Source organism: Thermomonas sp. (assembly GCF_041919455.1).
In the GTDB taxonomy this organism is placed as follows: Bacteria; Pseudomonadota; Gammaproteobacteria; order Xanthomonadales; family Xanthomonadaceae; genus Thermomonas.
On the sequence record NZ_JAYRTQ010000016.1, the window covers coordinates 26,077 to 51,509 of the forward strand.

Below are 25,433 nucleotides of genomic sequence, written 5' to 3' on the forward strand. Positions count from 1 at the left end.
TTTTCATCTTGGTACCGGTGAGAGGACTCGAACCTCCACGACATCGCTGCCGGCGGATTTTGAATCCGCTGCGTCTACCATTCCGCCACACCGGCACGGGCGCGAAGTATAGCCCAGTGCGCGGCTCAGGCGGCCTTGTCGGTGGCGAGTTGGGTGGTCTCGCAGGCGTACCACTCGCCCTCGCGATGGGCGAACTTGGCGCAGCAGCCCATCGGTGCCTGGTAGATGTGCAGCGACACCGCGACCGCATCGGTGCTGGTGTTGCGGATGGTGTGATACTCGTGCGGCGGGATCAGGCTGCCGGCGCTGCCGGGGCCGGCATGCATGCCGCCTGCCGCGCGGAAGCGGCTGCGTTCGCCGGCCTGTTCCAGCAATTCGTACTGGGTGATCTCCAGGTCGCCATGCCACACGCCTTCCACGCACCACAGGCCGGAGTGGTCGTGCAGCGGAGTGCCCTGTCCCGGTCCCCAGGTCATCGCCACCACGCTATAGCCATGCTCGGCGCTGCGATACAGCTCGCGGCGCGCGTAGTGGTCCAGGATGGGTTCGTGCACGCAGTCCGGCAGGTGCACCTCGGGGTCGCGGATCAGCTGGCACAGCGCCGAGCGCAGGGCTGCGGTGACCGCATGCGTATCGCCGGCACCGACCGCGGCATCGACCATCGCGATGAACTTGTCGCGGCCGCGGAATTCGACCGGGACGAACTGGAGGTCGGAACAGGACGAAGTCATGCCCGAAGTCTACTAAAGGTTATGTCGTCATGCCTGCGCGGCATGATCGGCGGTCAGGGCGACAGGAACGCGCGTACCGCCGGGCCGAAGCGTTCGCTGTCCACCAGGAAGGCGTCGTGGCCCTGCGGCGATGGCAGCGGCAGGAACGTGGCGTCGCAGCCGCTGGCGCGCAGCCCATCGGCGATTTCTTCCTGTTGCTGCAAGGGGAACAGGATGTCGGTCTGCACCCCGATCGCCAACGCACGTTCCAGGCCGCGGATCCCGGCCAACCCCTGCGCGGTCGTACCGGCGCAGCTTTCCCCCAGGTCGAACCAGTCCATCGAGCGGCTCAGGTAGAGGTAGCAATTCGGATCGAAGCTGCGCACGAAGCGGCGCGCGTGGCCTTCCAGGTAGCTTTCCACCTCGAACTCCAGGCCGAACGGATCCTCGTCGTCGCGGCGATCGGACTCCAGCCGCACGCGCCCGAAACGCCCGTCCCATTCCAGTGCGGAGCGGTAGGTGATCACGCCCAGCTTGCGCGCCATGCGCATGCCGGATTCGGGGTAGGCGTCGTCGCCGTAGTGGCCGTTGTTCCACAGCGGGTCGAGGCGGATCGCCTCGCGCTGCAGGGAGCGGATCGCGATCGAGAACGGCAGCGCGCGCGCCGCCCCCGAGATGTTGACGTGCGAACGGGCGATGCCCGGATGCCGCTGCAGCAACGCCAGTGCGGTCATCCCGCCCATCGAATTGCCGACCACGCAGGCCAGCCGTTCGATGCCAAGCCCACGCACCACGACGGCCGCGGCATCCGCACCGTCCTCGATCGACAACTCCGGGAAGTCCAGGCGGTAGGTGTCGCGGGTGGCCGGGTTGATCGAGGCCGGCCCGGTCGAGCCCTTGCAACTGCCCAGCGAGTTCACGCAGACAACGAACCAGCGGTCGGTGTCGATCGGCTTGCCCGGACCCACCATCCATTCCCACCAGCCCGGCGCGGGATTGCCGGCGTTGGCCGCGGCATGAGCGTCCGGCGACAGGCCGGTGACGATCAGGATCGCGTTGCCGCGCTGGGCATCCAGCGTGCCCCAGGTCTCGTAGGCCAGGCGCGCGCCATGCAGGGCGCCACCGCGCTTGATCGGGAACGGCGAGGGCAGGTCGAACCAACGGGTGCCGGGGGGAATGAATTCGGTCATCGGTGAAGTGTATCCGGCGCGCATCGCCGCTCTGCCGCGGGTATCGCGCCGCTTGGGCTTCGCATCCGGCTTCGATGCGCGGGCGCAGGCACGCTGCATTGCAGCTCCCCCGGCCCCAGCGCAGGCGCGCTGTGCGTTCGTCCAAAGACGCGGCAGTGCCGCGAGAGCGCCTTTGGACTCACCCATGGCCTGCTCGCGATACCCGCGGCAAAGCCGCGATGCTTATTCCGCCTCCCCGATGACAAGCGCCACCGGTTCCTGCATCGGCAACGCGATCCGCACCGGCTTCGATTCGATATCGCCGTCCTGCTTGTTGGCGATGCCGCTCTGAGACAGTCGCGCGATCAGCACGACTTCCTTGAGCTGCGACAGCTTGAGCGTGGGCATCGGGCTGTCCCCATCGTCGAGGCTCACGGTGAACGGCAGCTCGGACACGTTGCGCTTCTCTACGGCGACCGGCATCGGCGGGCCGTCCGGCGCACGCGCGATCACGAACACGGTGGCGTCGCCACGCAGGCGCACGCGCGCCGCGAAGTCGGGATCCAGCGTGACCTGCACGGCGAGTGCGTTGCCTGCTTCGGCTGCCGGTGCCTCCGGCGCAGCCGCGAGTGCTGGCAGGCCCGCATCGGCGCGGGCGGCATCGATTTCCTTGCGCAGGCTGGCGGCAGTGGCGGCATCGACCTGCGCCAGCAACGGTTCCCAGGTTGCCGCGGCGGTGGCGTTGTCGCCAGCCTGGCGCTGGGCGATGCCGAGGAACCAGCGCGCGCGCTGGTGCGCGGGTTCGGTCGCGATGGCGCGCTTCAGCAGGTCCACCGCCTGCGCATCGAACAACCGCTGCGGATGCGCCAACGCACGCGACTGCGCCGCTTCGCTCAACAGGTCGGGATTGTCGGGCAGCAGTGCCACGGCTTTCGCGAAGGCATCGCGCGATTGCTTGGCCTTGCCTTCGCGCTGGTAGGCCTGGCCGAGCAATCGCCAGCCTTCGGCCTGGCGCGGGTCGCGCTGCAGTTCCGCTTCCAGTTGCGCGATCGCATCGCCCAGGGTCTTCGGGGTTTGCTGCGCGTTGCCATCCAGCGCGCGCGGCGTGCCGACCAGCACGTACAGCAGGCCGGTCGAGGCCAGCATCACCACGCCCATGCCCAGTGCCACCCCGCGTGCATCGCGCCACAACGGCCGCAGCAACACGGCGACGGTGGCGAGGCAGAGCAGGGCGGCGATCGCGATGAAAACGGCCATCACCACTCCTGGGGTTCGTCGTTGCGCGGAACGGGTTGCGAGGACTTGCGGCGGACCAGCGCCACGACCAGCGCCGCGCCCGCCAGCAGGATCAGGGCCGGGCCCAGCCACAGCAACCAGGTGCGGCCTTCGACCCGCGGCTTGTACAGCACGAACTCGCCGTAGCGCTGGACCAGGTGATCCTTGACCTGCGCGTCGGTCTTGCCGGCACGGATCAGGTCCAGCACTTCGCGGCGCAGCTCCAGCGCGATCAGCGCGTTGGAATCCGCCAGCGACTGGTTCTGGCACATCACGCAGCGCAGTTCCGCGGCGAGGTCATGGAAACGGGTTTCCTCGGCGGCATCGCGGAATTGCAGCGGCGCGGCGTCAGCCTTCTGGTTGGCCTGCGCGAATGCTGGCAGTGCGGCCAGCCACAGCAACAGGGCAAGGACGAGCCGCATCAGCGCGATGCCTCGACCTGCTGCAGCGCCGGCATCAATTCATCGGCGATGACGTCTTCGGTCAGCGCGCCGACGTGCTTCCAGCGGATGATGCCGGTGCCATCGACCAGGAAAGTTTCCGGCGCGCCGTAGATGCCCCAGTCGATGGCCGCGCGGCCTTCGACATCGGCCAATACCAGCCAGAACGGGTTGCCGAATTGTTCGAGCCAGCGCAGCGCGTCGGCCGGTTCGTCCTTCCAGTTGTAGCCGACCACGCGCAGGCGCTTGGTCTCGGCGAAACGGGTGAGTACCGGGTGCTCGACCCGGCATTCCACGCACCAGCTGCCCCAGACATTGAGCAGGAACGGCTGGCCGCGCAGGTCGGCGAGCCGCACCGTGTGCTTCGGATCGTGCAGCACCGGCAACTCGAACGCCGGCGCCGGCTTGCCGATCAGCGGTGAGGGCAATGCATCGCGATCCGGCTTGCGGCTCATCCACACGCCGGCGGCGAGCAGTGCGGCCAGCACGAAGAACACCGCAAGCGGGAGCCAGCGATTCAACGAGCCACTTGCTACAAGTTGACCTTTGCCGCCCAACAGTAGGATCAATACGCCGATTATTTCGATGCCAAAGGCGATCAGAAATAGATTTGAACGATCCGCAAGCAATCCAAAGTTGTTAACGCGAACGTTGCTATGAGGAACTGCTACAGAAGTGTCCATAAGCAGCGCAGTTGCAAACAAAACAATGCCCGTGACTACGAGGAGCCAACCTAAAGCTTTCACATCGACTCCTTTCGAACAGTCCTGAAGCGGCGATCAGTCGCGGTCACCAACCCACCCAGCGCCATCAGGAAAGCACCCGCCCAGATCCAGCGCACGAACGGCTTCACGTGCACGCGCAGGGCCCAGGCACCTTCGCCCAGCGGTTCGCCCAATGCCACGTAGAGATCGCGGGTAAAACCCCGGTCGAGCGCGACTTCGCTCATCACCTGGCCACCGCGATAGCTGCGCTTTTCCGGATGCAGGGTGGCGATGTGGTCCGAGCAATGCCGGAGCACGTCAACGGTGCCGCGCTCGGCGCTGTAGTTCGGGCCATCGATGTGTTGCACGCCCTTGAGGACGAAGCACTGCTTGCCCAATGCCACCGACTCGCCCGGCTTCACCGCGACCTCGCGTTGCTGGGCCAGGCCGTCATCGAGCAGCGCGCCGATCAGGAACACCGCGATGCCCAGGTGCGCCAGGGTCATGCCCCACATCTCGCGGGTCAGGCGTGCGCCCGGCAGCCTCCAGCGTGACCACAGGAAGCGCAGCGTCCCCGCGGCGACCCACGTCGCGCCGAGGATGCCCGCCGCGGTTTTCCATCCGCCCTGCGGTGCCAGGAAGAACGTGGCCACGCCCAGCACCAGCGCCAGCACCGCCCACGGCAGCAGCATGCGCAGCGGCATCGCCATGTCCTCGCGCTGCCAGCGGGTCAGCGGGCCGAACGGCAGCAACAGCACCAGCGGCGCCATCAGCAGCAGGAACATCATCGCGAAGTAGGGCGGGCCGACCGAGATCTTGCCGAGTTCCAGTGCGTCGGCCAGCAGCGGATACAGCGTGCCGAGCAGGACCATCGCGCAGGTGGTGGTCAGCAGCAGGTTGTTGAGCAGCAGCAGGGTTTCGCGCGAACCGGCAGCGAAGGGCTTGGCGTTGGCGTCGTTGTCCGGTGCGCGCAGCGCATACAGCAGCAGCGAGCCGCCGATGACGATGCCCAGGAAGATCAGCACGAACAATCCGCGCGACGGATCGGCGGCGAACGCATGCACGCTGGTCAGCACGCCGGAACGGACCAGGAAGGTGCCGAGCAGCGACAACGAAAACGCCGAGATCGCCAGCAGCAGGGTCCAGCCGGCGAAGCTGCCGCGCTTCTCGGTCACCGCCTGCGAATGCAGCAAGGCGGTGCCAGCGAGCCACGGCATGAAGCTGGCGTTCTCGACCGGATCCCAGAACCACCAGCCGCCCCAGCCGAGCTCGTAGTACGCCCACCAGCTGCCCAGGGCGATGCCGACGGTCAGGAACGCCCACGCGACATTCGTCCACGGTCGCGTCCAGCGCAGCCACTGCGCATCGACGCGGCCTTCCAGCAACGCCGCGATCGCGAACGCGAACGGCACCGAGAACCCGACGTAGCCCAGGTAGAGCATCGGCGGATGGATGATCATCCCCGGATCCTGCAGCAGCGGGTTGAGGTCGCGACCTTCCACGGCGGCCGGCAGCAGGCGCTCGAACGGATTGCTGGTGAAGATCAGGAACGCGAGGAACCCGACCGCGACCACGCCCAGCACGCCGAGTACGCGCGCGACCACCGGCATCGGCAATGCGCGCGAGAACCGCGCCACCGCCGCGGTCCACACCGCCAGGATCAGCGCCCACAGCAGCAACGAGCCTTCATGCGCGCCCCACACCGCGGTGTAGCGGTAGACCATCGGCAGCAGCGAATTGGAGTTCTCGGCGACATAGCGCTGCGAGAAATCCTGGGTGATGAAGCCGTGGGTGAGGATGGCGAAGGCCAGCGCGACCAGCGCCAGTTGCAGGTAAGCCGCCGGCCGGGCGACCGCCATCAGCGAGGCCACGCCGCGTTGCGCACCGAGCATCGGCAGCAGGGCCTGCGCGATGGCGGCCAGCAAGGCCAGGATCAGCGCGACCTGGCCGAGTTCGGGGAGGAAGGCCATCAGGGGCGCGGCGCCGGGGCTTGCGCGTCCGGTACGTCGTGCTTCTTGTGCGCCATGCCCATCTTGTCCGCGACTTCCTTCGGCATATAGGCCTCGTCGTGCTTGGCCAGCACTTCTTCGGCGACGAACACGCCGCCCTGCATGCGACCGGTGGCGACGACGGCCTGCTTCTCGCGGAACAGGTCGGGCAGGATGCCGGTGTAGACGACGGGCATGCGCGCATCGCCGTCATCGACCTCGAAGCGCGCTTCCAGGGTGCCCGAGGTGCGCTTGAACGAGTCGGCGGCCACCATCCCGCCCAGGCGGAAGCGTGCTTCGCCCGAGGTCACGTTCGCGCCCGCTTGGCCGGTCAGCACTTCGTTCGGTGTGTACAGGTAGGCGACGTTGCGCTGGAGGGCCAGCGCGATCAGCGTGGTGGCGAGGGCGGCCGCAGCCACCACGGCCAGCACCAGCCACAGGCGGCGCTTGCGGGTCGGGTTCATCGTTCGAGGTCCGTGTTCGCGGCGGGGGCGCGGTTGGCTCTGCGGGCGGCGCGCAGGCGGATCGCGCGCAGGGCGGCGCGCAGTTGCAGCTTCGGGGCGAGCCAGTCCCACAGCATCACCACGGCGAAGACGGCGTAGGCGGCGATGACGTAGTCGCGGTAGCTCATCGAGCGTCACCCATGGCGAGCTTGCCGACCCAGTCCTTGCCGGCTTCGCGGCGGAGGTTGTCGGCGCGCGCGCGCGCCAGCAGCGAACCGACGAACCACAGATGCGTGCCGACCACCATCCACCACAGCGGCGCGATCATGCTGCCGTCCATCGAGGATTCGCCGAACATGCGGATGGTCTGGCCCTGGTGCAGCGAGTTCCACCACACCACCGACCAGCGGATCACCGGCAGCAGGGCGACGCCGACGATCGCCAGCAGGCCGGCGGTGCGCGCCGCGTTGCGGCGGTCGTCGATGGCGGCGTACAAGCCCATCACGCCCAGGTAGAGGAACAGCAGGATCAGTTCGGTGGTCAGGCGTGGATCCCAATCCCACCACGTGCCCCACATCGGCTTGCCCCAGATCGAGCCGGTGGCCAGGGTGACCAGGGTGAAGGCCGCACCGCTGGGTGCGCAAGCCATCGCCAGGATTTCGCAGAGCTTGATCCGCCAGATCAACGCGATGGCGGCGTAGAACGCCATCAACCCGAACACCGCCATGCTCATCCACGCGCTGGGCACGTGGATGTAGAGGATGCGGAAGCTGTCGCCCTGCTGGTAATCCGCCGGCACCTGGAACAGCGCGCCGTACAGGCCGATGCCCATCGTGAGCAGGCCGAGCAGGTACGCCCACGGCGTCCACCGGGCGGCGAAACGATCGAAGGTGGGCGGGGAACCGAGTTGGTGGAACCAGCGGATCAGCGGGGACATCACGGCCTGTGCGGGTGCGGCGCACATGCGGCCGCGGCAATTGGCAAGGATACCAGCCCATGCCGGGGCCGGCCTCCGCACGGCGGCGCGGGTGGCCTGGTACCACCCACCCGTGCCGCCGTGCGATGGACTCACTGCACCGCCAGGCTGCCCTGCATCAGCGACAGGTGGCCGGGGAAGCTGCAGAAGAACTTGAGCGGGCTGGTGTCCTTGATCCTGGCCACGTCGAAGGTGACCGAGGCGGACTCGCCGCCGCCGATCATCCTGGTGTGGGCGATGACGCGGGCGTCGTCGGGCTTCACGTGCTCCGGCGCGACCGCCATGCCGTCGGCGGCAATGCCGGCCATGTCGCTTTCCTTCGCGATCACCAGGTTGTGGCCCATCACGTTCACCGCCATCGTGCCGGCGTGCTTGAGGGTGATGGTGAATTGCGTGCAGGTGGCGGGGACCGCAATCGAATCCGCGTCGTACTGCATGGCATCGTTGCTGGTGATCGTGGTGGCGCAGTCGCCGACGGTGGCCGGTTTGCTGCCGGTAGCGACGGGCGCGGCTTCGACCGGTGCGGTTTCAACGGGTGCCGGCGTGGCGGCCGTCTCGGTCGCGGGCGCTGCAACCGGAGGTTCGGCAGAGGGTGCCGGCGACTGGCCGCAAGCGGAGAGGGCAAGGGCCAGTGCGCTGGCGACAAGGACGTGGCGGGATTTCATCGTGGGGACTCCGTTGGCCCGGCAGGTGCGCCGGAATGCCAGTCATCGTCCCGCCGCGGAGCCCCGCATGCCTTGATCCCGATCAATTGTGGGCGATGCGCAGGGCCGCGGCCGCGGTCAGCGGTGCCAGCACCAGCGCCAGCACCAATCCCGCACCGAGCAGGAGCAGTGCGCCGACGGCATCGAGCCCTTGCGCCGATGCCGCCACCGCACCGGCGCCGAACACCAGCACCGGCACGTACAACGGCAAGGCCAGCAACGCGACCAGCACGCCGGCGCGGCGCATGCCCACGGTCAGCGCGGCGACTACCGCGCCGAGCAGGCTCAGGATCGGCGTGCCCAGCAGCAGGCTGGCCATCAGCACCGGCAATTGCGCGCGTGGCAGGTGCAGCAGTTCGCCGAGCAGCGGCACCGCCACGATCACCGGCAAGGCGGTGGTCGCCCAGTGCATCAGCGTGCGCACCAGCACCAGCCACCACAGCGGTACCGGTGCCAGCATCCATTGCTCGAGCGAGCCATCCTCGGCATCACCACGGAACAAGCTGTCCAGCGCCAGCAGGCCGGCCAGCAGCACCGCCAGCCACAGCACTGCGGAGGCGACCGGGGCCAGCGATTCGGCATCGCCGCCCAGTGCCAGCGCAAACAGCACGACCGCCAGCAATGCGAACAGCGCCGGCTGGAAGGCATCGCCGCGACGCGCCCACAGCAATCGCAGGTCGCGACGCACCAGCGCATTGGCGGCCTGCCGCATCATGGCGCGGCACCGCCGAGTTCCAGCATCCGCGTGCGCACCGGGGGTGCGGCATACGCGCCGTGGGTGGTGATCAGCGCCGCGCCGCCGCCGCGCAGATGCGCCTGCACCATCCGGTTGACCAGGGTGATGCCGTCCAGGTCGAGGTTGGCGTAGGGCTCGTCGAGCAGCCAGAGCGGTGCCGGCGACAGCCACAGGCGGGCCAGTCCGAGCCGCTTCTTCTGGCCGGCGGAGAGCGTGCGCAACGGCGCGTCTTCGTAGTCACCGAGGCCGACGATGGCCATCGCCGCTTCGGCACTCTGCGCCGTGCGACGGCCGTGCAGGCCACACAGGAAGTTCAGGTTCTGCAGCGCCGACAAGTCCGCTTTCAGCCCCGGGAGATGACCCAGGTAGGCGACGAAGCGCGCGCGCAGGTCATGCCGCGCGGGCCGTCCGTCGATCTGCATGTGCCCGGCATCGGCCGGCAGCAGGCCGGCCAGCACCCGCAGCAGCGTGGTCTTGCCGGCGCCGTTGCCGCCTTGCACCAGCAGCGCTTCGTTGGCGTCCACCGCGAAATCCAGCGGCCCGAATACCGGCGTCTCGTTGCGGGAGAACGCCAGACCGCGCACGGCGAGCAGGGGGTTGGCGGAGACGTTGGACTCGGGCATGGGCCACCGATTTTAGCGGCATGCACCATCGGCATGGGATCGGTCACGCGTGCGGCCGGCGGGATTCCGTAAACTCGGGCTCCCACGCCATCTCCCTATCGCGATGCAGCCAGAGACCAAACTGCCGAAGGTCGGCACCACCATCTTCACCGTGATGTCGCAGCTGGCGATGGAGCACGGCGCAGTCAACCTGGGCCAGGGCTTCCCGGATTTCCCGGTGCCGCAACGCCTGGTCGATGCGCTGGGCCGGGCGATGCAGGCCGGCCACAACCAGTACGCAATGATGACCGGCGTGCCCGCGCTGCGGCAGGCGATCGCCGGCAAGACCGAGCGCTGCTATGGCTGGCGGCCTGATGCCGACAGCGAAGTCACGGTCACCAGTGGCGCCACCGAGGCGATCTTCGATGCGATCCATGCGGTCGTGCGCGCCGGCGATGAAGTCATCGTCCTCGACCCCTGTTACGACTGCTACGAACCGGCGATCGACCTGGCCGGCGCCAAGGCGGTGCATGTCGCGCTGGATCCACTGACGTTTGCCCCGGATTGGAATGCAGTGCGCGCGGCGATCACGCCGAAGACCCGCATGCTGATGGTCAACAGCCCGCACAACCCGTCCGGCGCGATGTTCGGCGCCGACGACATCCGGGCGCTGATCGAGATCCTGCGCGGCAGCCACATCGTCCTGCTCAGCGACGAGGTCTACGAGCACATCGTGTTCGACGGCGCGCGCCACGAATCCGCGCTGCGCCACCCGGAACTGCGCGAACGCGCGTTCGTGATCTCCAGCTTCGGCAAGACCTACCACTGCACCGGCTGGAAGATCGGCTACTGCATCGCGCCGCCGGCGTTGAGCGCGGAGTTCCGCAAGGTCCACCAGTACAACGTGTTCTGCACCTTCGCCCCGGCCCAGCATGCCTTCGCCGAGATGCTGGTGGAGGAGCCGGAGCACTACGAAGAGCTCGGCGCGTTCTACCAGGCCAAGCGCGACCGTTTCCGCACGCAGTTGCTGACGACGAAGCTGAAACCGCTGGCGGTTCCGGGCGGTTACTTCCAGCTGGTCGATTATTCGGCGGTCAGCGACCTCGATGATGCCGCGTTCTGCCGCTGGCTGACCATCGAGAAGGGCGTGGCCGCAATCCCGCTGTCGCCGTTCTACGAAAGCGCGCCGGCCGGCCAGCGCCTCGCGCGCCTGTGCTTCGCCAAGAACGACGCCACGCTGGATGCCGCGATCGAACGGCTGCAAAATTTGTAGGAGCGCCCTTGAGGGCGCGACACAACACGGGTCGCGCCCTGAAGGGCGCTCCTACGGGAGAACGACATGCAAAACCTCCGCGTCTCCATCGTCCAGGGTGAGACCCGCTGGCATGATCCCGCCGGCAATCGCGCCTACTACGGCGAACTGATCGCGCCGTTGCATGGCACCACCGACCTGGTGGTGCTGCCGGAAACCTTCACCAGCGGCTTCTCCAACGAAGCCATCGGCAATGCCGAGACCATGGACGGGCCGACCGTCGAATGGATCCGCGAACAGGCAGCGAAGCTCGGTGCGGCGGTGACCGGCAGCGTGCAGTTGCGCACCGGCCAAGGCGTCTTCAACCGCATGCTGTTCGCCACCCCCGACGGCGGGCTCACGCACTACGACAAACGCCACCTGTTTTCCTTCGCGAAGGAACACGAGCGCTATGCCGCCGGCCAGGAGCGCGTGGTCGTGTCATGGAAGGGCTGGAACATCCTGCTTCAGGTCTGCTATGACTTGCGCTTCCCGGTATTCGCACGCAACCGATTCAACGTCGAGCGCGTGGACGCGCCGGACTACGACCTGGCGCTGTACGTGGCCAACTGGCCATCGGCGCGCGCCTATCCGTGGAAGACCCTGCTGCGCGCGCGCGCGATCGAGAACCTCTGCTACGTGGTCGGCGTGAATCGCGTCGGCACCGACGGCAATGGCCTGCACTACAGCGGCGACAGTGCGGTGATCGATTTCCTCGGCCATCCCGTGAGCGAGGCGACCGACGAGGAAGTAGTGACGACCACCACGCTTCAGGCGGCCGAACTGGCCGCGCATCGCCAGCGTTTCCCGGCGATGTTCGATGGCGATGCGTTCCGCCTGCTCGACGAGGGCTGAGGCTCAGGCCAGCGCGACCGGCGCGCGCCCGTACACCACGCGATTGCGGCCAGCGCCCTTGGCGCGATAGAGCGCGGCATCGGCCTCGGCCAGCAGGGTGTCGATGCCGTCGGCGGCGAAGGCGGTGGCCACGCCGATGCTGACCGTGACCGGGATTGCCGTGCCCTCGAACGTGACCGGCGCTGCAGCGAGCGCAGCGCGCATGGCTTCGGCGACCGACGCCGGTTCGCGGCCCGGCACGCCGTCCAGGATCGCGATGAATTCCTCGCCGCCCCAGCGGCCAAGCAGGGCGCCATCGGGCAACGCTTCGCGCATGCGTGCCGCGGCTTCGCGCAGCACCGCATCGCCGGCCTGGTGGCCGTGGCTGTCGTTGATGCGCTTGAACTCGTCGAGGTCGAGCAGCATCACCGTCAGCGGTTCGGGAATGCGGCCCAGGCGTTCGCCCAGCGCACGTGCGGCGGCGTGGCGGTTGGCCAGGCCGGTCAATGCGTCGGTATTGGCCACGCGCTCCAGCGCGTCGCGGCTGGCACGCAACTCGTTGCGGTGGCGCAGCGTGCTGCGGTAGCGCGCGTAGAGCAGGGCGGACACCACGAGTACCGTGGCCAGGCCGACGAACAGGGCGATGGCGATCAGCCGCTGCCGGTTCAGCCGCAACGCCTGGATGTCGTTGTCGCGCTGCAGGAGTTCGCGCTCGGTCTTCGCACGCTCGCGTTCCAGGCTGGACTCCAGTAGTGCGATCCGGCGTGCGGCGACATCGATCGCCAGTTCCTTGTCGAGTTTCTGGTGTGCCTTGCGGGTGGCGAACGCGCTCGCGGCATCGCCGGCGCGCAGTTGCAGTTCAGACATCAGGTCCAGCACCGAACGCTCGAGGATCCGGTCGCCGAGGTCGCGCACGTCGGCCAGCACCGCATCCGCTTCCTTCAACGCCTCGGTGGTGCGGTCGCGCGCAGCGAGCACGCGCATCCGGCTGATGCCGATCAGGCTGCGGTCGCGGACCGCCACGTGCTCGCGGGATGCGTTCGCCCGCGCGACCCATTGCTCGGCCTCGTCCACGCGACCCTGCAGCAGGCGCAGTTCGGCCATGCGGGTAAAGGCATTGACGCGGTTGGGATGGCTGCCGGACGCCTCCGCCAGGCGCACTGCCTGCCCACCGTGGTATTCGGCTTCAGCCAGTTTCTCGAGCCGGGTGAAGGTGCCGATCAATTCGCCATGCAGGGCGATCGCCTCCCGGCGGTTGCGCTCCTCGACATGCTCGAGCGCCTCCAGCAGGTAGCGGCTGGCGAGTTCCTCGTCGTCCAGGTTGAGGTAGAGCACGCCGAGCATGCGCAGGCTGCGCGCGGTCTCTGCCTTGTCGCCGGCCCTGCGGGCGATGGTCAGCGCATCGCTGTGCATCGCCACGGCATCGGAGAACCGCCCGGTGCGGCCGTCCAGGTTGCCGATGGAATTCATCTCGCGCGCTTCCATTACCGGATCGCCGAGCTTCGCGAACAGGCTCCGCGCCTGCAGGAACAGGCTGCGCGCTTCCTCGAAGCGGCCCAGCTTGCGCTCCAGCACGCCGCGTTCGTGCAGCCACTGCGCGCGCCAGCGGTCGTTGCCGCCGGACTCGACCATCGCCTGCATTTTCAGCAGCACCGCTTCCGTGTCCTTCGAGCGGCCGCGGTTGACCAGGATCGTGGAGAGCCGGATCAGCGCCTCGAAACGCAGGTCGGGCAAGCGCAGGGCATCGGCCTGCGCGAGGGACTGGTCGAGCCCCTGCATGGCCTCGTCGGCGTGTTCCTGCTCGTTGGCGAATTCGGCCTCGGCCAGCGTGGCCCAGGCGCGGAATGCCGGATCCTTCGAGTCCGCGCGCAGGCGTGCTGCCTGTGCCTGCAGCTGGGCGGCGGTGCGGGTCTGGTCTGCGCGCAAGGCGGCGATGGCCGCCGGCTCGCTGGGATTGGCGGCAACGGCCGCGAACGCGACCAGCAGGCCCAGCCACAACGACACGGACAACGCGACGCTGCGCCGCAACGATCCGCCTGCCTGCCAGCTCCCGCGCCTGCCCATGTCCGGGTTCCCCCCGATCCTGCGTGGCAGTCTGCCAGAGTCGGGGCGGACGGCGTAGCGGTTGGCTGCGCTTCAGTCCCGCCGAGTGCTGGCGAATGCCGCGAACCCCTGCACGAAGCCGGCCAGTTGTTCGCGGACCTTGGCATCGACCAGCTTGCCCTCTGCATCGAACACGCTGCCTGCCCGCGAGACCAGCAGCTTCTGCCCGGCCCACAGGCGCACGCCGAGGGTCTTCAACACCGGCAACCAGTGGTTCTGCGACAGGATCGTGCCGAAGCCGCCCGGCGAGGCGCCGATCAGCGCGAATGGGCGGTCGCCGAACACTGCGGGGATATCCGGCGTCCCGCGCGACAGCCAGTCGATGCCGTTCTTGAACACGCCGGGGATGCCGTTGTTGTATTCCGGCGTGACCAGCAGCACGCCGTCGCTGGCGATGATTCGTTGCTTGAGCGCGGTGACCGCGGCGGGCTCGCCGTCGCTGGCTTCGGCGTCGCCGTCGTACAGGGGGATGCCGTGCAGGGTGGCGGTATCGACTTCGATATCGCCACCCGCGACCTCACGCGCAGCACGCAACAGCGCGGTGTTGAACGAACCGGCGCGAAGGCTGCCGGAGATGCCGAGGATGCGGGTCATGCGGAGGCTCCGGTGTCGTCGTGGGCGGAAACGGTGGCGATGCGGATCTCGCCGGTCAGCACCTTGTGGATCGGGCAGGCGTCGGCGATCTGCATGAGCCGCGCGCGCTGTTCGTCATCGAGTTGCCCGACCAACTGGATGCTGCGATGGATATCGGTGCCTGACGCGGGCTTGCCCTGCGGATTGAAGGCCAGCTCGACGTGCACCTGGGTCAGCAGCCACTGCTTGCGTTGCGCGTACATCATCAGGGTGACCGCCGTGCACGTACCCAGCGACGCCAGCAACTGCTGCTCCGGCGCCGGGCCGGCATTGGCGCCGCCCATGTCCTCGGGCTCGTCGCCCAGCCAGTGATGGCCGTGGTTGTCGCTCAGTTCGACGGTGTAGGGCGTGGCGCCGATGCTGGCGCGGACGGTGGAAACGGCCATGGATTGCAACTCCTGGTCAGTGGATGCCCATTGAAGCGCATGGCCGTGATCCCGGTGTGCACCGGAATCACGGACGCTTGCTGCTCAGTGCATGTTGCCGAACTTGCCGCCATTGAAGTCGGCGATCGCCTGGTGGATCTCCTGCTCGCTGTTCATCACGAACGGTCCGTAGCCGACCACAGGCTCGTCGATCGGCTCGCCGGCAAGCAGCAGCACCTTGGCATCGCCGCTGGCTTCGATGGTCACGCCGGTGCCGGTCGTGGACAGCGTCGCCATCTGCGCGGGACGCAGGACCGTTTCGCCGTTGAGCTGCACCGTGCCGGCCAGCACCACCACCAGCGTGGTCCAGCCTTCCGGCTGCGGCAGGGCGATGGTCTTGCCTGCGCCCAGTCGCACATCCCAGACGTTGATCGGGCTGAACGTGCTGGCCGGGCCGCGATGGCCGTCGTAGTCGCCGGCGATCACCCGCAGCGTGCCGGCACCGGCGGGCAGGGCGACCGCCGGGATCTGCGCATCGGTGATGCCCTGGTAACCGGCCGCCGCCATCTTGTCCTTCTTCGGCAAGTTGACCCACAGTTGGACCATCTCGAACGGCCCGCCGCGCTCGGCATAGCCGGGAGAGTGGAACTCCTCGTGGAGGATGCCGCCCGCGGCGGTCATCCATTGCACGTCGCCCTTGCCGATGATCCCGCCGTTGCCGGTGGAATCGCGGTGCTCGACCTCGCCGTCGTAGACGATGGTGACGGTCTCGAAGCCGCGATGCGGATGCTGGCCGACGCCGCGACGCTCGCGGGTGGGCTGGAATTCGTAGGGCGCCGCGTAATCCAGCATCAGGAACGGGCTGCGCTCGGCCACGCCCGGCCCGCTGTAGCCGAACATGCCATGCACCTGGAAGCCGTTGCCGACCCAATGCCGGCCGGGGGCGCTGGTGACGTGGAGGATCTTCTTGGTGCCCATGATGCTGCTCCCTTCGCGGATCGGCAGGATGCCGGTTTCCGTGGCCGGCATCTTGGATTGTGCGCATGGATGGATCTAGTCGGTCAATCGATACCGAATCGTTCCATATTTGCAATCAATCGTGTTTCCCTGCCTGGGATGACCGCGCAAATGGAAAGGGCACCCAGTGGGCGCCCTTCGTGGCATCGATGCCGGCCGGTCACTTGGTGAAGCTGATCGCCAGAGACGTGTGGAACGGCGCGCGCGGTGGCACGAACACGACCTTGTCGCGCACGTAGCGTTGCAGGCAGATCGCCAGCGGCGAGCCGCCCTCGCGCCAGGTACGCAGCACGCGACCGCTCGCGTCCAGCGCCATGACGACGGTGAAGCCGCTGAAGTCCTTCTGCGGCTTGCCCAGCGAGCATTCCACCACGCCTTCGTCCAACAGCTTGCGCTGCGCGGCCAGCATCGCGTCGTGGGCAGCGCCGGTGACGCTCTTTTCGTCGGCATCGGCCAGGCGCTTGGCATCGATGTACTCGAGTGGCTTGATCTCCGCCGGCATCGCGACCTGCGCCTGTGCAGGCGACAGGCAGGCGAGCGACAACAGGGCGATGGCGATGCGGCGCATGCGGAAGCCTCGGTGAGGGAATCGATCAGCGGTTGCCGTACGGGCTGCCGCCACCGCCACCGCCACCGCGCGGGCCGCCACGGTTGCCGCCGGGCTTGTTCCCGCCCGGACCACCCGGACGCGGGCCACGTGGGCCGGCGTTGTTCGGGCGCGCACCCGCGGGCTTGTTGCCGCCGGGCCGAGCGCCGCGCGGGCGGTCCGCGTAGGGATTGAAGCTGCCCGGGTTGGCGTGGTCGGACGGGAAGCTCGGCGCATTGCCGGGATGCCCGTAGGGACGCGGCGCGCGCGCCGGACGGCCTTCGCCGGCACCGGCGTTGAAGCTGCCTTCGCGACGCGGGCCGCGGTTGTCGGCGTTGAAGCTGCCCTCGCGGCGCGGTCCCCGGTTGTCGCCTTGCGGGCGCGGGCCGCGCGGTGCGTCCGGGTTGAAGCCGCCGCCCTGCGGGCGAGGCTTGCTGCCGTACTTCTTCGGGCCGCGATTGCCGGCATCCGGGTTGCGGTGCCCGCTGGGGCCGGTGTCCACGCCGTCCGGCACGTACCAGGTGCGCATCTCGGTCGGGTTCTCGCCGCGCTGCTCGCCCGGGCGCAGGCGCTGGCCCTGCGGGCGCGGACCCTTCGGCTTGAAGGTCTTGTTGGCCTGCTTGGCGGCGGCTTCGCCACTCACGGTCAGGCCGCCCGGCTTGCGTGGACCACCACGGCCGCGGCCGCGATCCTCGCGGACGTTGTCGAAGCGGCGCAGTTCGCGGCCTTCGTCGGCGGTGCTGTGGCCGCCCACGTAACCGTGGCTGCGGGCATTGCCGGTCACCACGGTCTTGCTGGCCTTGCGCTGGCCGAGCACCGGCATCAGGGTCAATGCGGACGGCGTGCCGTCCTCCAGGCCGACCGACTTGCGCAGCGCATCGACCTCGGCCTGCGGCAGTTCCTGCGAGTGGCCGCGCAGCAGCGGCTGCGGCAGGCGCACCTGGCCGTAGCGGATGCGCTTCAGGCGCGAGACCTGGCAGCCCTGCGATTCCCACAGGCGGCGCACTTCGCGGTTGCGGCCTTCCTTCAGCAGCACCCGGAACCAATCGTGCGAATCGGTACCGCCGATGCGCTCGATCTCGTCGAACTTGGCCGGGCCGTCGTCCAGCGCCACGCCGCGGGCCAGGCGGTCGACGATCTTCTCGTTGACCACGTCCTCGCCTTCAGGCGCGCGCACGCGGCAGACGTATTCGCGCTCGACTTCGAAGCTCGGATGCATCATCGCGTTGGCCAGCTCGCCGTCGGTGGTGAGCAGCAGCAGGCCGGTGGTGTTGATGTCGAGGCGGCCGATCGCGATCCAGCGCGCGCCCTTCAGCGTGGGCAGCGCCTCGAAGATGGTCGGGCGGCCTTCCGGGTCTTCGCGGGTGGTGACCTCGCTTTCCGGCTTGTTGTAGAGCAGCACCCGCGGGGCATCGACCAGCGCGCTGGCGACGAAGGTCTTGCCGTCCAGCTCGATCTTGTCGCCGCCGGTGATGCTCATGCCGGTGCGCGCGACTTCGCCGTTGACCTTGACCAGGCCGTCGGCGATGCGCTGCTCCAGCGCGCGGCGCGAGCCCAGGCCGGCCTGCGCCAGCACCTTGTGCAGGCGCTCCTCGATGCGCGGCGCCTCGGCGGCTTCCGGCGCGGCCTTCGCCTTCAGGCTCAGCGGGCGGCGGGTGGATTCGTCTTTCTTGCTCATGCGTTCTGCTCCGACGATGCGGGATTCGCGTCGTCTCCGGGGTGGTCAGTGTCGGTTTCGATGTCGCCGATGGATTCGGCGGTATCGGTTTCGGTATCGGTGTCGGGAATGGCGGGCGAGGTGGTGTCCTCGTCCGGGTCGTTGCCGTCGGCAGACAGGGTGCCGGGGACGATTTCTGGTTGGTCTTCGCCAGCAACATCAATGTCATCAGGTGAAATCGTCCCTGACACCATTTCCGAAGCCGCGCCGGCCGGGATCGCCGCCGCCAACGGCAATTGCGGTTCGAGTTCGCCGATGTCGCGCAGTTCGGACAGCGGCGGCAGTTCGTCCAGGCGCTTCAGGCCGAAGTAGTCGAGGAAGGCGCGGGTGGTCGCCAGCAGTTCGGGCTTGCCGGGAACGTCGCGGTGGCCGACCACGCGGATCCACTCGCGTTCTTCCAGCGCCTTGATGATGCTGCTGTTGACCGCCACGCCGCGGACCTGCTCGATCTCGCCGCGAGTGATCGGCTGGCGATACGCGATCAGCGCCAGCGTTTCCAGGGTGGCGCGGGTGTACTTGGTCTGGCGCTCGGTCCACAGCCTGGCCACCCACGGGTGGACATCGGCCTTGACCTGGAAGCGCCAGCCGGACGCGACCTCGATCAACTCCACGCCGCGCTCGGCGCAGGCATCCTGCAGCGACTGCAGGCCGGCTTCGATGCTGCCTTCCGGTGCCGGCTCGTCCAGCGGGAACAGGGCATTGAGCTGGACCACGGTCAATGGCTGGCTGGCCGCGAGCAGGGCGGCTTCGACGATGCGGGTAACGAGGGTTTGATCCATTGGCTCTTGAGTCTTTGCCGTCATTCCTGCGTAGGCAGGAATCCAGCGTCATTGGTTGTGTTAGTGCCAGAACAGGAAAGCCACTGGATCCCTGCCTGCGCAGGGATGACAGCGATCGTTGCGATTCATCCGTCGTTCGCTGCCGGCTCGTCGTCGAACTCGCTCGACAGGTCCGTGACGGCGGGAGCGCCCTCATCGGAAGCCAGCGACTTCACGTAGATCGGTGCCGCCGGTCCTTCCTGGACGATGTCGAGCAACTGTTCCTTGGCCAGGGTGAGCAGGCCGAGGAAGGTCACCACCACGCCGAGCTTGCCTTCCTCGACGGTGAACAGCGATTCGAAGCGGTGGAACTGGCCGTCGGCGAGCCGCTCCAGCAGTTCGCCCATGCGCTGGCGGACGCTGAGCGCATCGCGCTTGATCGCGTGCTGGGTGTACAGCTCCGCCCGCTTGAACACGTCGTGCAGGGCCAGCAGCATCTCGCGGATGTCCACCGGCGGCGGCAGGCGGATCTCCGCGCGGTCCGGCACGAAGGCGCTGACCGGGGCGGTGTCGCGTTCCTGCCGGGGCAGGGTGTCCAGGTCTTCGGCGGCCTTCTTGTAGCGTTCGTACTCCTGCAGCCGGCGGACCAGGTCGGCGCGCGGGTCTTCCTCGATGCCTTCCTCGCTTGGCGGACGCGGCAGCAGCAGGCGCGATTTGATCTCGGCCAGGATCGCGGCCATCACCAGGTATTCGGCGGCCAGCTCGAAGCGCAGTTCGTGCATGCCCTGGATGTAGTCGACGTACTGGCGGGTGATCGACGCCACCGGGATGTCGAGGATGTCCAGGTTCTGCCGGCGGATCAGGTACAGCAGCAGGTCGAGCGGGCCCTCGAAGGCGTCCAGGATGACTTCCAGCGCGTCCGGCGGGATGTACAGGTCCTGCGGGATCTGCAGGACCGGTTGGCCGAGCACCACCGCCAGCGGCATTTCCTGCTGCTGCGGATGGGCATTCGGGCTGGCATGCAAGTCGGCGCTGGCGCCGGAACTCGGTTGGGATGTCATCGGTCGGCGGCCCCCTCCGGGCCACACCTTCGTCGCATGAGGCCGCAAGCGGCCGGGCAGTGCTGCGTGGAGCTGCATCCCGCCATGCCTGCGTGCGCTGGCGCCCGGATGGGGCGGCGGCGGGACGGGTGGCGGAGAGGCCGGATTGGCGGGCGCGGTGCGGCCTGATGGGGCCGGGTGTCGCGCGGGGCCGCAAGGTCGGGCCTGGAACGAAGCCGCAGGGTAAGCGCTGCAGCCGGCCGTGTCCACTCGCGCCGCCTACAATGCCCGCACCGGTTCATGGAGTGGCACACCGATGTGGTACGCGATCGAAGGGTTCGATGGAGCGGATGTCCTGCCGAAGCGGCTCGCCGCGCGCCCTGAGCACCTGGCCCGCCTTAACGCATTGCGCGACGAAGGTCGCCTGCTGCTGGCCGGGCCGTGCCCGGCGATCGATGCCGAGGACCCGGGCCCGGCCGGGTTCAGCGGCAGCATCGTCATCGCCGAATTCGCTTCGCTCGAGGCCGCCCGCGCCTGGGCCGACGCCGACCCCTACGTGGCCGCCGGCGTCTACGCGCGGGTCGAGGTGCGCCCGTTCCGCAAGGTCCTGCCGTGAGCACCGGCTGGACCGAGGCCGACCTGCCACGGCTCAACCCGCAGCGGGTCGAGCGCATCCGCGCCTTGCTCACCGAAGCATTGGCCCCGCAATCGCTCGACGTCGCCGACGACAGCCACAAGCACGCCGGGCATGCCGGTGCGCGCGGCGGGCAGGGGCACTTCGGCGTCGACATCGTCAGCAGTGCATTCGCCGGCAAGTTGCCGCTGGCCCGGCACCGGCTGGTCTACGCCGCGCTTGGGGACATGATGCAGACCGACATCCATGCGCTGTCGATCCGGGCACGCACCCCGGGCGAAGCCGGCTAGGTCGAATCCAGTCCCGACTGGCGTGCTGCATTGCAGCGTGGCGCAGCCTGGCCCGGCCTGCAAATTCCAGGAAAAACAGCAAGTTAAAAAGTCATTGGAACGTGATGTAGTCGGCATGTAATCGTTTACTTGCAACTCGACTGGAAACGTTTACAGTCCGCCTGGTCCCAGCAGGGCGAGGCGGCGGATGACGGTCACCATCAAGGATGTGGCGCGCGAGGCCCAGGTGTCCGTGGCCACTGTTTCGCGCGCCTTGAACGGCCAGGGCAACGTCGCCGAGGCGGTCCGCCAGCGCGTGCAGGAAGTGGCCGACCGGCTGCGTTACATGCCGCACCATGCCGCCCGCAGCCTGAGCAGCCGGCGCACCCGCACGATCGGGGTGGTGCTGCCCGAGGTGTACGGCGAATTCTTCTCCGAACTGATCTACGGGATCGACCAAGTCGCCCGCGAGCATGCGCTCCACCTGCTGGTTTCCAGCTACCACGGCGACCCGCGCGAACAGGGCGACGCCCTGCGCAGCATGCGCGGGCGGGTCGATGGCCTGCTGGTGATGTCGCCGTATGACGATGGTGACGGCCATCTCGCAGCCGCACTCGAGGTATTGCCGGATGCCGTGTTGATCAGCTCGCAGCTCGGCAAGCCGGGGCAGCGGCAGATCGGGATCGACAACCATGCCGGCGCACGCGCGATGGTGACGCATCTCGTCTCGCTAGGGCATCGACGAATCGCCTTCATTTCCGGCCCGTCGGGCAACCATGAAGCGGCCGAGCGCATGCGCGGCTATCGCGATGCGCTGGCCGAGTTGCTGCCAGGCGCGACCCCGGAGGTGTTGCAAGGCGATTTCCGCGAGGCGTCTGGCGAGCAAGCTGCACAGACGCTGTTGGCCGGAGCATCCCTGCCGGATGCGGTGTTCGCCGCCAACGACATGATGGCCCTGGGCTGCCTGTCTGCCTTCAACGCGGCCGGCGTGGCGGTACCGAACGACATCGCGGTGGCCGGCTTCGATGACATCCCATTGGCGCGTTACGTGCCGCCGGGCCTGACCACGATGCGCATGGACATCGCCGCACTTGGTGCCGATGCGATGCGCCGCTTGCTGGCGCCTGCCGTCGACGGGCAAGCCGAGGACAACTTGCGCCAGCCGCAACTGGTGGTGCGCGCGTCGACATGTGGCGCGCGCGCATCGCCAGACAGCTCCTGAGCGGCCGATTCCCTGTCTCCGCAACAAGCAAGACCACCACTTCGCAATCGATCGTGTCCCGGGAGGGGATGCCACATGAAGAAGAGCCACTCCAAGCGCTACAACCTCAATATGCTGAGCTGCGCGCTCGCGGCCTGCCTGCTGATGGCGGCACCGACTGCCTTCGCGCAATCGACTTCGGCGACTTTGCGCGGCCAGGTGGCCGCCGGCAGCACGATCACCGTGACCAACGTGGAAACCGGTCTGCGCCGTACCGCGCAGGGCGGCGCCACCGGTAGCTACACGATCCCCGGCCTGCCGCCGGGCACCTATCGGGTCGAGGGCGGCTCCGGTGGTACGCGCGACATCACGTTGGCGGTAGGCCAGGTGGCCACGGTGAATCTGGGACAGGCGGCCCCCGCCATCCCCGCCGACGGGGTGACGACGCTCGATCGCGTGGTTGCCTCCGCCGAGTTCGTGCCGGAGACCAAGACCTCCGAAGTGGCGACGTATGTCACGGCCAAGCAGATCGAGATGCTGCCGCAGAACTCGCGCAACTTCCTCGCCTTCGCCGATACCGTGCCGGGCATGCTGTTCACCGACAACGGCAGCGAATCGCGCATCCGCAGCGGTGCGCAGGGCGCCAACAACATCAATGTGTTCATCGATGGCGTGGGCCAGAAGAACTACGTGACGCCGGGTGGCATCACCGGCCAGGACGACAGCCCGGGCAATCCGTTCCCGCAATCGGCGATCGGTGAATTCAAGGTCATCACCTCCAACTACAAGGCGGAGTACGACCAGATCAGCAGCGCTGCGATCACCGCGGTGACCCGCTCGGGCAGCAACGATTTCAAGGGCGCGGTGTTCTGGGACCGCTATACCGAAGCCTGGCGCAAGCCGACGCCGGACGAGGAAGTCGCCGGCAGCAAGACCGAGGAAAAATACGAGCAGTTCGGCGCCTGGGTGGGCGGCGCGATCATCAAGGATCGCCTGCACTATTTCCTGTCCTATGAGGGCAAGGACATCATCCGTCCGGTGTCGATCGAGCCGCCGGCCCAGGTCAACCTGGCCAACCTGCCGGAATCGATCCGCAGCGAGTTCGGGGCGACCAGCCGCCCGTTCAAGTCCGACCTGTATTTCGGCAAGTTGAGTTTCCAGGCGAGCGATGACCACCTGATCGAATTCAGCGCACGCCGCAGGGAAGAGCTCAACCTCAGCGGCATCGGCGGCACTGGTGCGCGCAGCTATGCCACCGACATTCCGAACAAGGAAACGCGTCTCGACCTGCGTTCGGTGTATTCCGCGCAGGATTGGATGAACGACGCGCACATCACCTACGAATCGGCCGGCTACAACCCCAGCCCGGTCGAAAACGGGACGAGCGCCCGTTACGTGGTCATCAACCCGACCAATCCTGGCTCCGCGTCCAACCCGAACTTGCTGACCGTTCTCAACACCGGCAGCGGCCCCAGCTTCCAGGACAAGTCGCAGAAGGGTTGGGCGATCCAGGACGACTTCACCTGGTTCGGCATTGATGGGCACACGATCAAGGCTGGCTTCAAGTACAAGAAAATCGACCTGAAGGCGTTCCAGCAGTTCCCGCCGTTCCCGCGCTACTGGTACGACATCAATGAAAGCATGACCTTGCCGTTCCGCGTCGAATACACCTCGCCGCGCAGCGGGCGCGATCCCTTCGTCAGCACCGGCAACACCCAGGTCGGCATCTACATCCAGGACGACTGGGAAGTCACCGACAAGCTCATGGTGAACATGGGCATCCGTTGGGACGTCGAGGACAATCCCAGCTATACCGACCGGGTATTGGATCCGACGATCGCCGCCGCGTTGCGCAACTGGACCAACATCCAGAACACGGACTACGACATCGAGGACTACATCGGCAACGGCAGCAACCGCAGCAACGACAAGAACAATTTCGCGCCGCGCCTGGGCTTTTCCTACGACCTGACCGGCGACCAGCGCCATGTGATCTTCGGCGGTGCCGGCCGTGCCTACGACCGCACGATCTTCGATTACATGGCGCGCGAGTTCTATGGCGGTGCGTTCACCACCTACACCATCAACTTCCGCACGCCATTGCATCCGTGCACGGGCACCGCCTGCATCGCGTTCAATCCCGCGTTGGCAACGCCGGAAGGACTTGCAGCGTATGCGGCGGCCAATCCTGTTGCCGGTGGCGAGATCCAGCTGCTCAACAACGATTTCAAGACGCCGTATTCGGATCAGTACAGCCTGGGCATGCGCAACCGGGTCGAACTGTGGGGGCAGGACTGGAATACATCGGTCACGCTGCAACACATCCGCAGCCGCGACAATTTCTACATGCATCTGGGTAGCCGCCGCCCGGACGGCAGCTTCCACCAGTACGAGGCGCAAGGGCAGACCTGGGGTGGCTCGCCGTTCATCGCCGTGCCCGGTTACGGCAACCTGATCCTGGGCGACAACGGCTTCGCCTTCAACCAGAACTCGCTGTTGCTCTCCATCGACAAGCCGTATACCGACAGCTCGCCCTGGGGCGTGGGTATCGCCTATACCTATACCGATGGCGAGGAAAACCGGCCGAACGCTTCAGAGGGCGAAACCTACCTGTTCGACTATGCATCGGTTCGCGACCAGTTCTATACCTCCACCGGTGTGCCCAAGCACCGCCTGGTGCTGACCGGCATCTATTCGCCGGGCTGGGATCTGACCTTCAGCAGCAAGCTGGTGCTGCAGGCGCCCACGCCGATTTTCGCGGTGAACAACACCTTGTCGCCGGCCAACGGCACCTGCACGCCGATCACCGGTGCGGCCAATTGCGGCGCACTCAACTCGTTCTACGATCCGGTCATGCCGGTTTACGACATCGGCTACAAGCAGTTCGACCTGGCAGCGGAGAAGCGCTTCCAACTGCCCGGCGATTTCGCCTTCAAGCTGCGCGCGGACGTGTTGAACGTCTTCAACTGGCGTAACTGGAACCAGTTCGACACCGGCTGGGGCCCGGCCGGCGGTCCGGTGAATCCCAACGTTGGCGTGGTCAACGGCAACAACATCGATGGCCCGACCCGCACCTTCAAGTTGTCGGTGAGGCTTGAATGGTAATAGCGGCGACAAAGACGACACGGGCACTGGCCCGTGTCGCGCTGCTCGGTGCAGCAATCGGAATCGTTTTCGTCGCGGCTGGCTGCGGGCGTCAGCCCCCTCCAACGGCATCCGCAGCCACCGCGTCGAAACC

The 25,433-nt window shown here is 67.5% G+C and carries 25 protein-coding genes, 1 tRNA gene and 1 pseudogene; 6 read left to right on the plus strand and 21 right to left on the minus strand.

Translation table 11 applies throughout. The annotated features are described in order from the left end of the window. Positions 1-9 precede the first annotated feature (9 nt). The 13 genes from ACE3T8_RS11420 to ccmA all read right to left on the minus strand — a co-directional run bounded on the left by ACE3T8_RS11420 (position 10) and on the right by ccmA (position 9,768). Positions 10-95, minus strand: a tRNA-Leu gene (locus tag ACE3T8_RS11420). A gap of 30 nt (positions 96-125) precedes the next feature. Further along, positions 126-731, minus strand: a complete 606-nt coding sequence (locus ACE3T8_RS11425; RefSeq protein WP_374609322.1) for a cysteine dioxygenase — start codon at positions 729-731, stop codon at positions 126-128. 53 nt (positions 732-784) lie between these two features. After that, positions 785-1,900 carry a homoserine O-acetyltransferase gene (locus ACE3T8_RS11430; protein ID WP_374609323.1) on the minus strand — a complete coding sequence of 372 codons (1,116 nt, stop codon included), beginning with the start codon at positions 1,898-1,900 and terminating at the stop codon, positions 785-787. Positions 1,901-2,122: 222 nt separating this feature from the next. Further along, positions 2,123-3,142 (minus strand): tetratricopeptide repeat protein, encoded by a 1,020-nt coding sequence (locus tag ACE3T8_RS11435; protein WP_374609324.1) that lies wholly within the window; start codon positions 3,140-3,142, stop codon positions 2,123-2,125. Further along, a complete protein-coding gene (locus ACE3T8_RS11440; protein WP_374609325.1) occupies positions 3,136-3,576 on the minus strand; it encodes a cytochrome c-type biogenesis protein in 441 nt (146 codons plus the stop codon). The genes ACE3T8_RS11435 and ACE3T8_RS11440 overlap by 7 nt, the downstream gene beginning before the upstream one ends. Continuing rightward, a complete protein-coding gene (locus ACE3T8_RS11445) occupies positions 3,576-4,115 on the minus strand; it encodes a DsbE family thiol:disulfide interchange protein (RefSeq protein WP_374609326.1) in 540 nt (179 codons plus the stop codon). Before ACE3T8_RS11445 ends, ACE3T8_RS11440 begins: the two co-directional genes overlap by 1 nt. Before the next feature lie 221 nt (positions 4,116-4,336). Then, complete coding sequence (locus ACE3T8_RS11450) at positions 4,337-6,268, minus strand: heme lyase CcmF/NrfE family subunit (protein WP_374609327.1); 1,932 nt, start codon at positions 6,266-6,268, stop codon at positions 4,337-4,339. Next, entirely contained in the window at positions 6,268-6,750 is a 483-nt protein-coding gene (ccmE, locus tag ACE3T8_RS11455; protein WP_374609328.1) for a cytochrome c maturation protein CcmE, read from the minus strand. The genes ACE3T8_RS11450 and ccmE overlap by 1 nt, the downstream gene beginning before the upstream one ends. Next, positions 6,747-6,917 (minus strand): heme exporter protein CcmD, encoded by a 171-nt coding sequence (ccmD, locus tag ACE3T8_RS11460; RefSeq protein WP_374609329.1) that lies wholly within the window; start codon positions 6,915-6,917, stop codon positions 6,747-6,749. The genes ccmE and ccmD overlap by 4 nt, the downstream gene beginning before the upstream one ends. Continuing rightward, entirely contained in the window at positions 6,914-7,666 is a 753-nt protein-coding gene (gene ccmC, locus ACE3T8_RS11465) for a heme ABC transporter permease CcmC (protein ID WP_374609330.1), read from the minus strand. Before ccmC ends, ccmD begins: the two co-directional genes overlap by 4 nt. Before the next feature lie 131 nt (positions 7,667-7,797). Beyond that, entirely contained in the window at positions 7,798-8,370 is a 573-nt protein-coding gene (gene azu, locus ACE3T8_RS11470) for an azurin (protein ID WP_374609331.1), read from the minus strand. 82 nt (positions 8,371-8,452) lie between these two features. Next, positions 8,453-9,124: a heme exporter protein CcmB gene (gene ccmB, locus ACE3T8_RS11475; protein ID WP_374609332.1), complete on the minus strand. Its 672-nt coding sequence runs from the start codon at positions 9,122-9,124 to the stop codon at positions 8,453-8,455. Beyond that, positions 9,121-9,768: a heme ABC exporter ATP-binding protein CcmA gene (gene ccmA, locus ACE3T8_RS11480; protein ID WP_374609333.1), complete on the minus strand. Its 648-nt coding sequence runs from the start codon at positions 9,766-9,768 to the stop codon at positions 9,121-9,123. The genes ccmB and ccmA overlap by 4 nt, the downstream gene beginning before the upstream one ends. Before the next feature lie 103 nt (positions 9,769-9,871). Between ccmA and ACE3T8_RS11485 the strand changes: the two genes are divergently transcribed. Next, entirely contained in the window at positions 9,872-11,020 is a 1,149-nt protein-coding gene (locus ACE3T8_RS11485; protein WP_374609334.1) for a pyridoxal phosphate-dependent aminotransferase, read from the plus strand. Between the two features lie 66 nt (positions 11,021-11,086). After that, positions 11,087-11,893 (plus strand): amidohydrolase, encoded by an 807-nt coding sequence (locus tag ACE3T8_RS11490; RefSeq protein WP_374609335.1) that lies wholly within the window; start codon positions 11,087-11,089, stop codon positions 11,891-11,893. A 3-nt stretch (positions 11,894-11,896) separates the two neighbouring features. Here ACE3T8_RS11490 and ACE3T8_RS11495 read toward each other — a convergent pair whose 3' ends face one another. From ACE3T8_RS11495 to ACE3T8_RS11530, 8 genes and pseudogenes are all read right to left on the minus strand, one after another. Continuing rightward, positions 11,897-13,936, minus strand: coding sequence for a diguanylate cyclase domain-containing protein (locus ACE3T8_RS11495; protein WP_374609336.1), 2,040 nt, complete (start codon positions 13,934-13,936; stop codon positions 11,897-11,899). Positions 13,937-14,008: 72 nt separating this feature from the next. Further along, positions 14,009-14,569: an NADPH-dependent FMN reductase gene (locus tag ACE3T8_RS11500; RefSeq protein ID WP_374609337.1), complete on the minus strand. Its 561-nt coding sequence runs from the start codon at positions 14,567-14,569 to the stop codon at positions 14,009-14,011. Continuing rightward, positions 14,566-14,994 carry an OsmC family protein gene (locus ACE3T8_RS11505; protein ID WP_374609338.1) on the minus strand — a complete coding sequence of 143 codons (429 nt, stop codon included), beginning with the start codon at positions 14,992-14,994 and terminating at the stop codon, positions 14,566-14,568. Before ACE3T8_RS11505 ends, ACE3T8_RS11500 begins: the two co-directional genes overlap by 4 nt. An 84-nt stretch (positions 14,995-15,078) precedes the next feature. Further along, positions 15,079-16,002: a pirin family protein gene (locus ACE3T8_RS11510; protein ID WP_374609339.1), complete on the minus strand. Its 924-nt coding sequence runs from the start codon at positions 16,000-16,002 to the stop codon at positions 15,079-15,081. A 148-nt stretch (positions 16,003-16,150) separates the two neighbouring features. Further along, positions 16,151-16,558, minus strand: a complete 408-nt coding sequence (locus ACE3T8_RS11515) for a hypothetical protein (RefSeq protein ID WP_374609340.1) — start codon at positions 16,556-16,558, stop codon at positions 16,151-16,153. A 25-nt stretch (positions 16,559-16,583) separates the two neighbouring features. Further along, the gene (locus ACE3T8_RS11520; RefSeq protein ID WP_374609341.1) at positions 16,584-18,254 is read right to left on the minus strand and encodes a pseudouridine synthase; all 1,671 of its coding nucleotides are present in this window, start codon (positions 18,252-18,254) and stop codon (positions 16,584-16,586) included. A 238-nt stretch (positions 18,255-18,492) separates the two neighbouring features. Continuing rightward, a pseudogene (gene scpB, locus ACE3T8_RS11525) lies at positions 18,493-19,072 on the minus strand (SMC-Scp complex subunit ScpB); the annotation flags it as partial. Between the two features lie 125 nt (positions 19,073-19,197). Further along, entirely contained in the window at positions 19,198-20,112 is a 915-nt protein-coding gene (locus tag ACE3T8_RS11530; RefSeq protein ID WP_374609342.1) for a ScpA family protein, read from the minus strand. Positions 20,113-20,407: 295 nt separating this feature from the next. Between ACE3T8_RS11530 and ACE3T8_RS11535 the strand changes: the two genes are divergently transcribed. From ACE3T8_RS11535 to ACE3T8_RS11550, 4 genes are all read left to right on the plus strand, one after another. Continuing rightward, positions 20,408-20,707 (plus strand): YciI family protein, encoded by a 300-nt coding sequence (locus ACE3T8_RS11535; protein ID WP_374609343.1) that lies wholly within the window; start codon positions 20,408-20,410, stop codon positions 20,705-20,707. Between the two features lie 23 nt (positions 20,708-20,730). Continuing rightward, a complete protein-coding gene (locus ACE3T8_RS11540; protein WP_374609355.1) occupies positions 20,731-21,015 on the plus strand; it encodes a BolA family protein in 285 nt (94 codons plus the stop codon). Between the two features lie 187 nt (positions 21,016-21,202). Next, positions 21,203-22,216 carry a LacI family DNA-binding transcriptional regulator gene (locus ACE3T8_RS11545; RefSeq protein ID WP_374609344.1) on the plus strand — a complete coding sequence of 338 codons (1,014 nt, stop codon included), beginning with the start codon at positions 21,203-21,205 and terminating at the stop codon, positions 22,214-22,216. A gap of 75 nt (positions 22,217-22,291) precedes the next feature. Then, positions 22,292-25,300 (plus strand): TonB-dependent receptor domain-containing protein, encoded by a 3,009-nt coding sequence (locus ACE3T8_RS11550; protein WP_374609345.1) that lies wholly within the window; start codon positions 22,292-22,294, stop codon positions 25,298-25,300. The last annotated feature ends 133 nt before the right edge of the window (positions 25,301-25,433 follow it).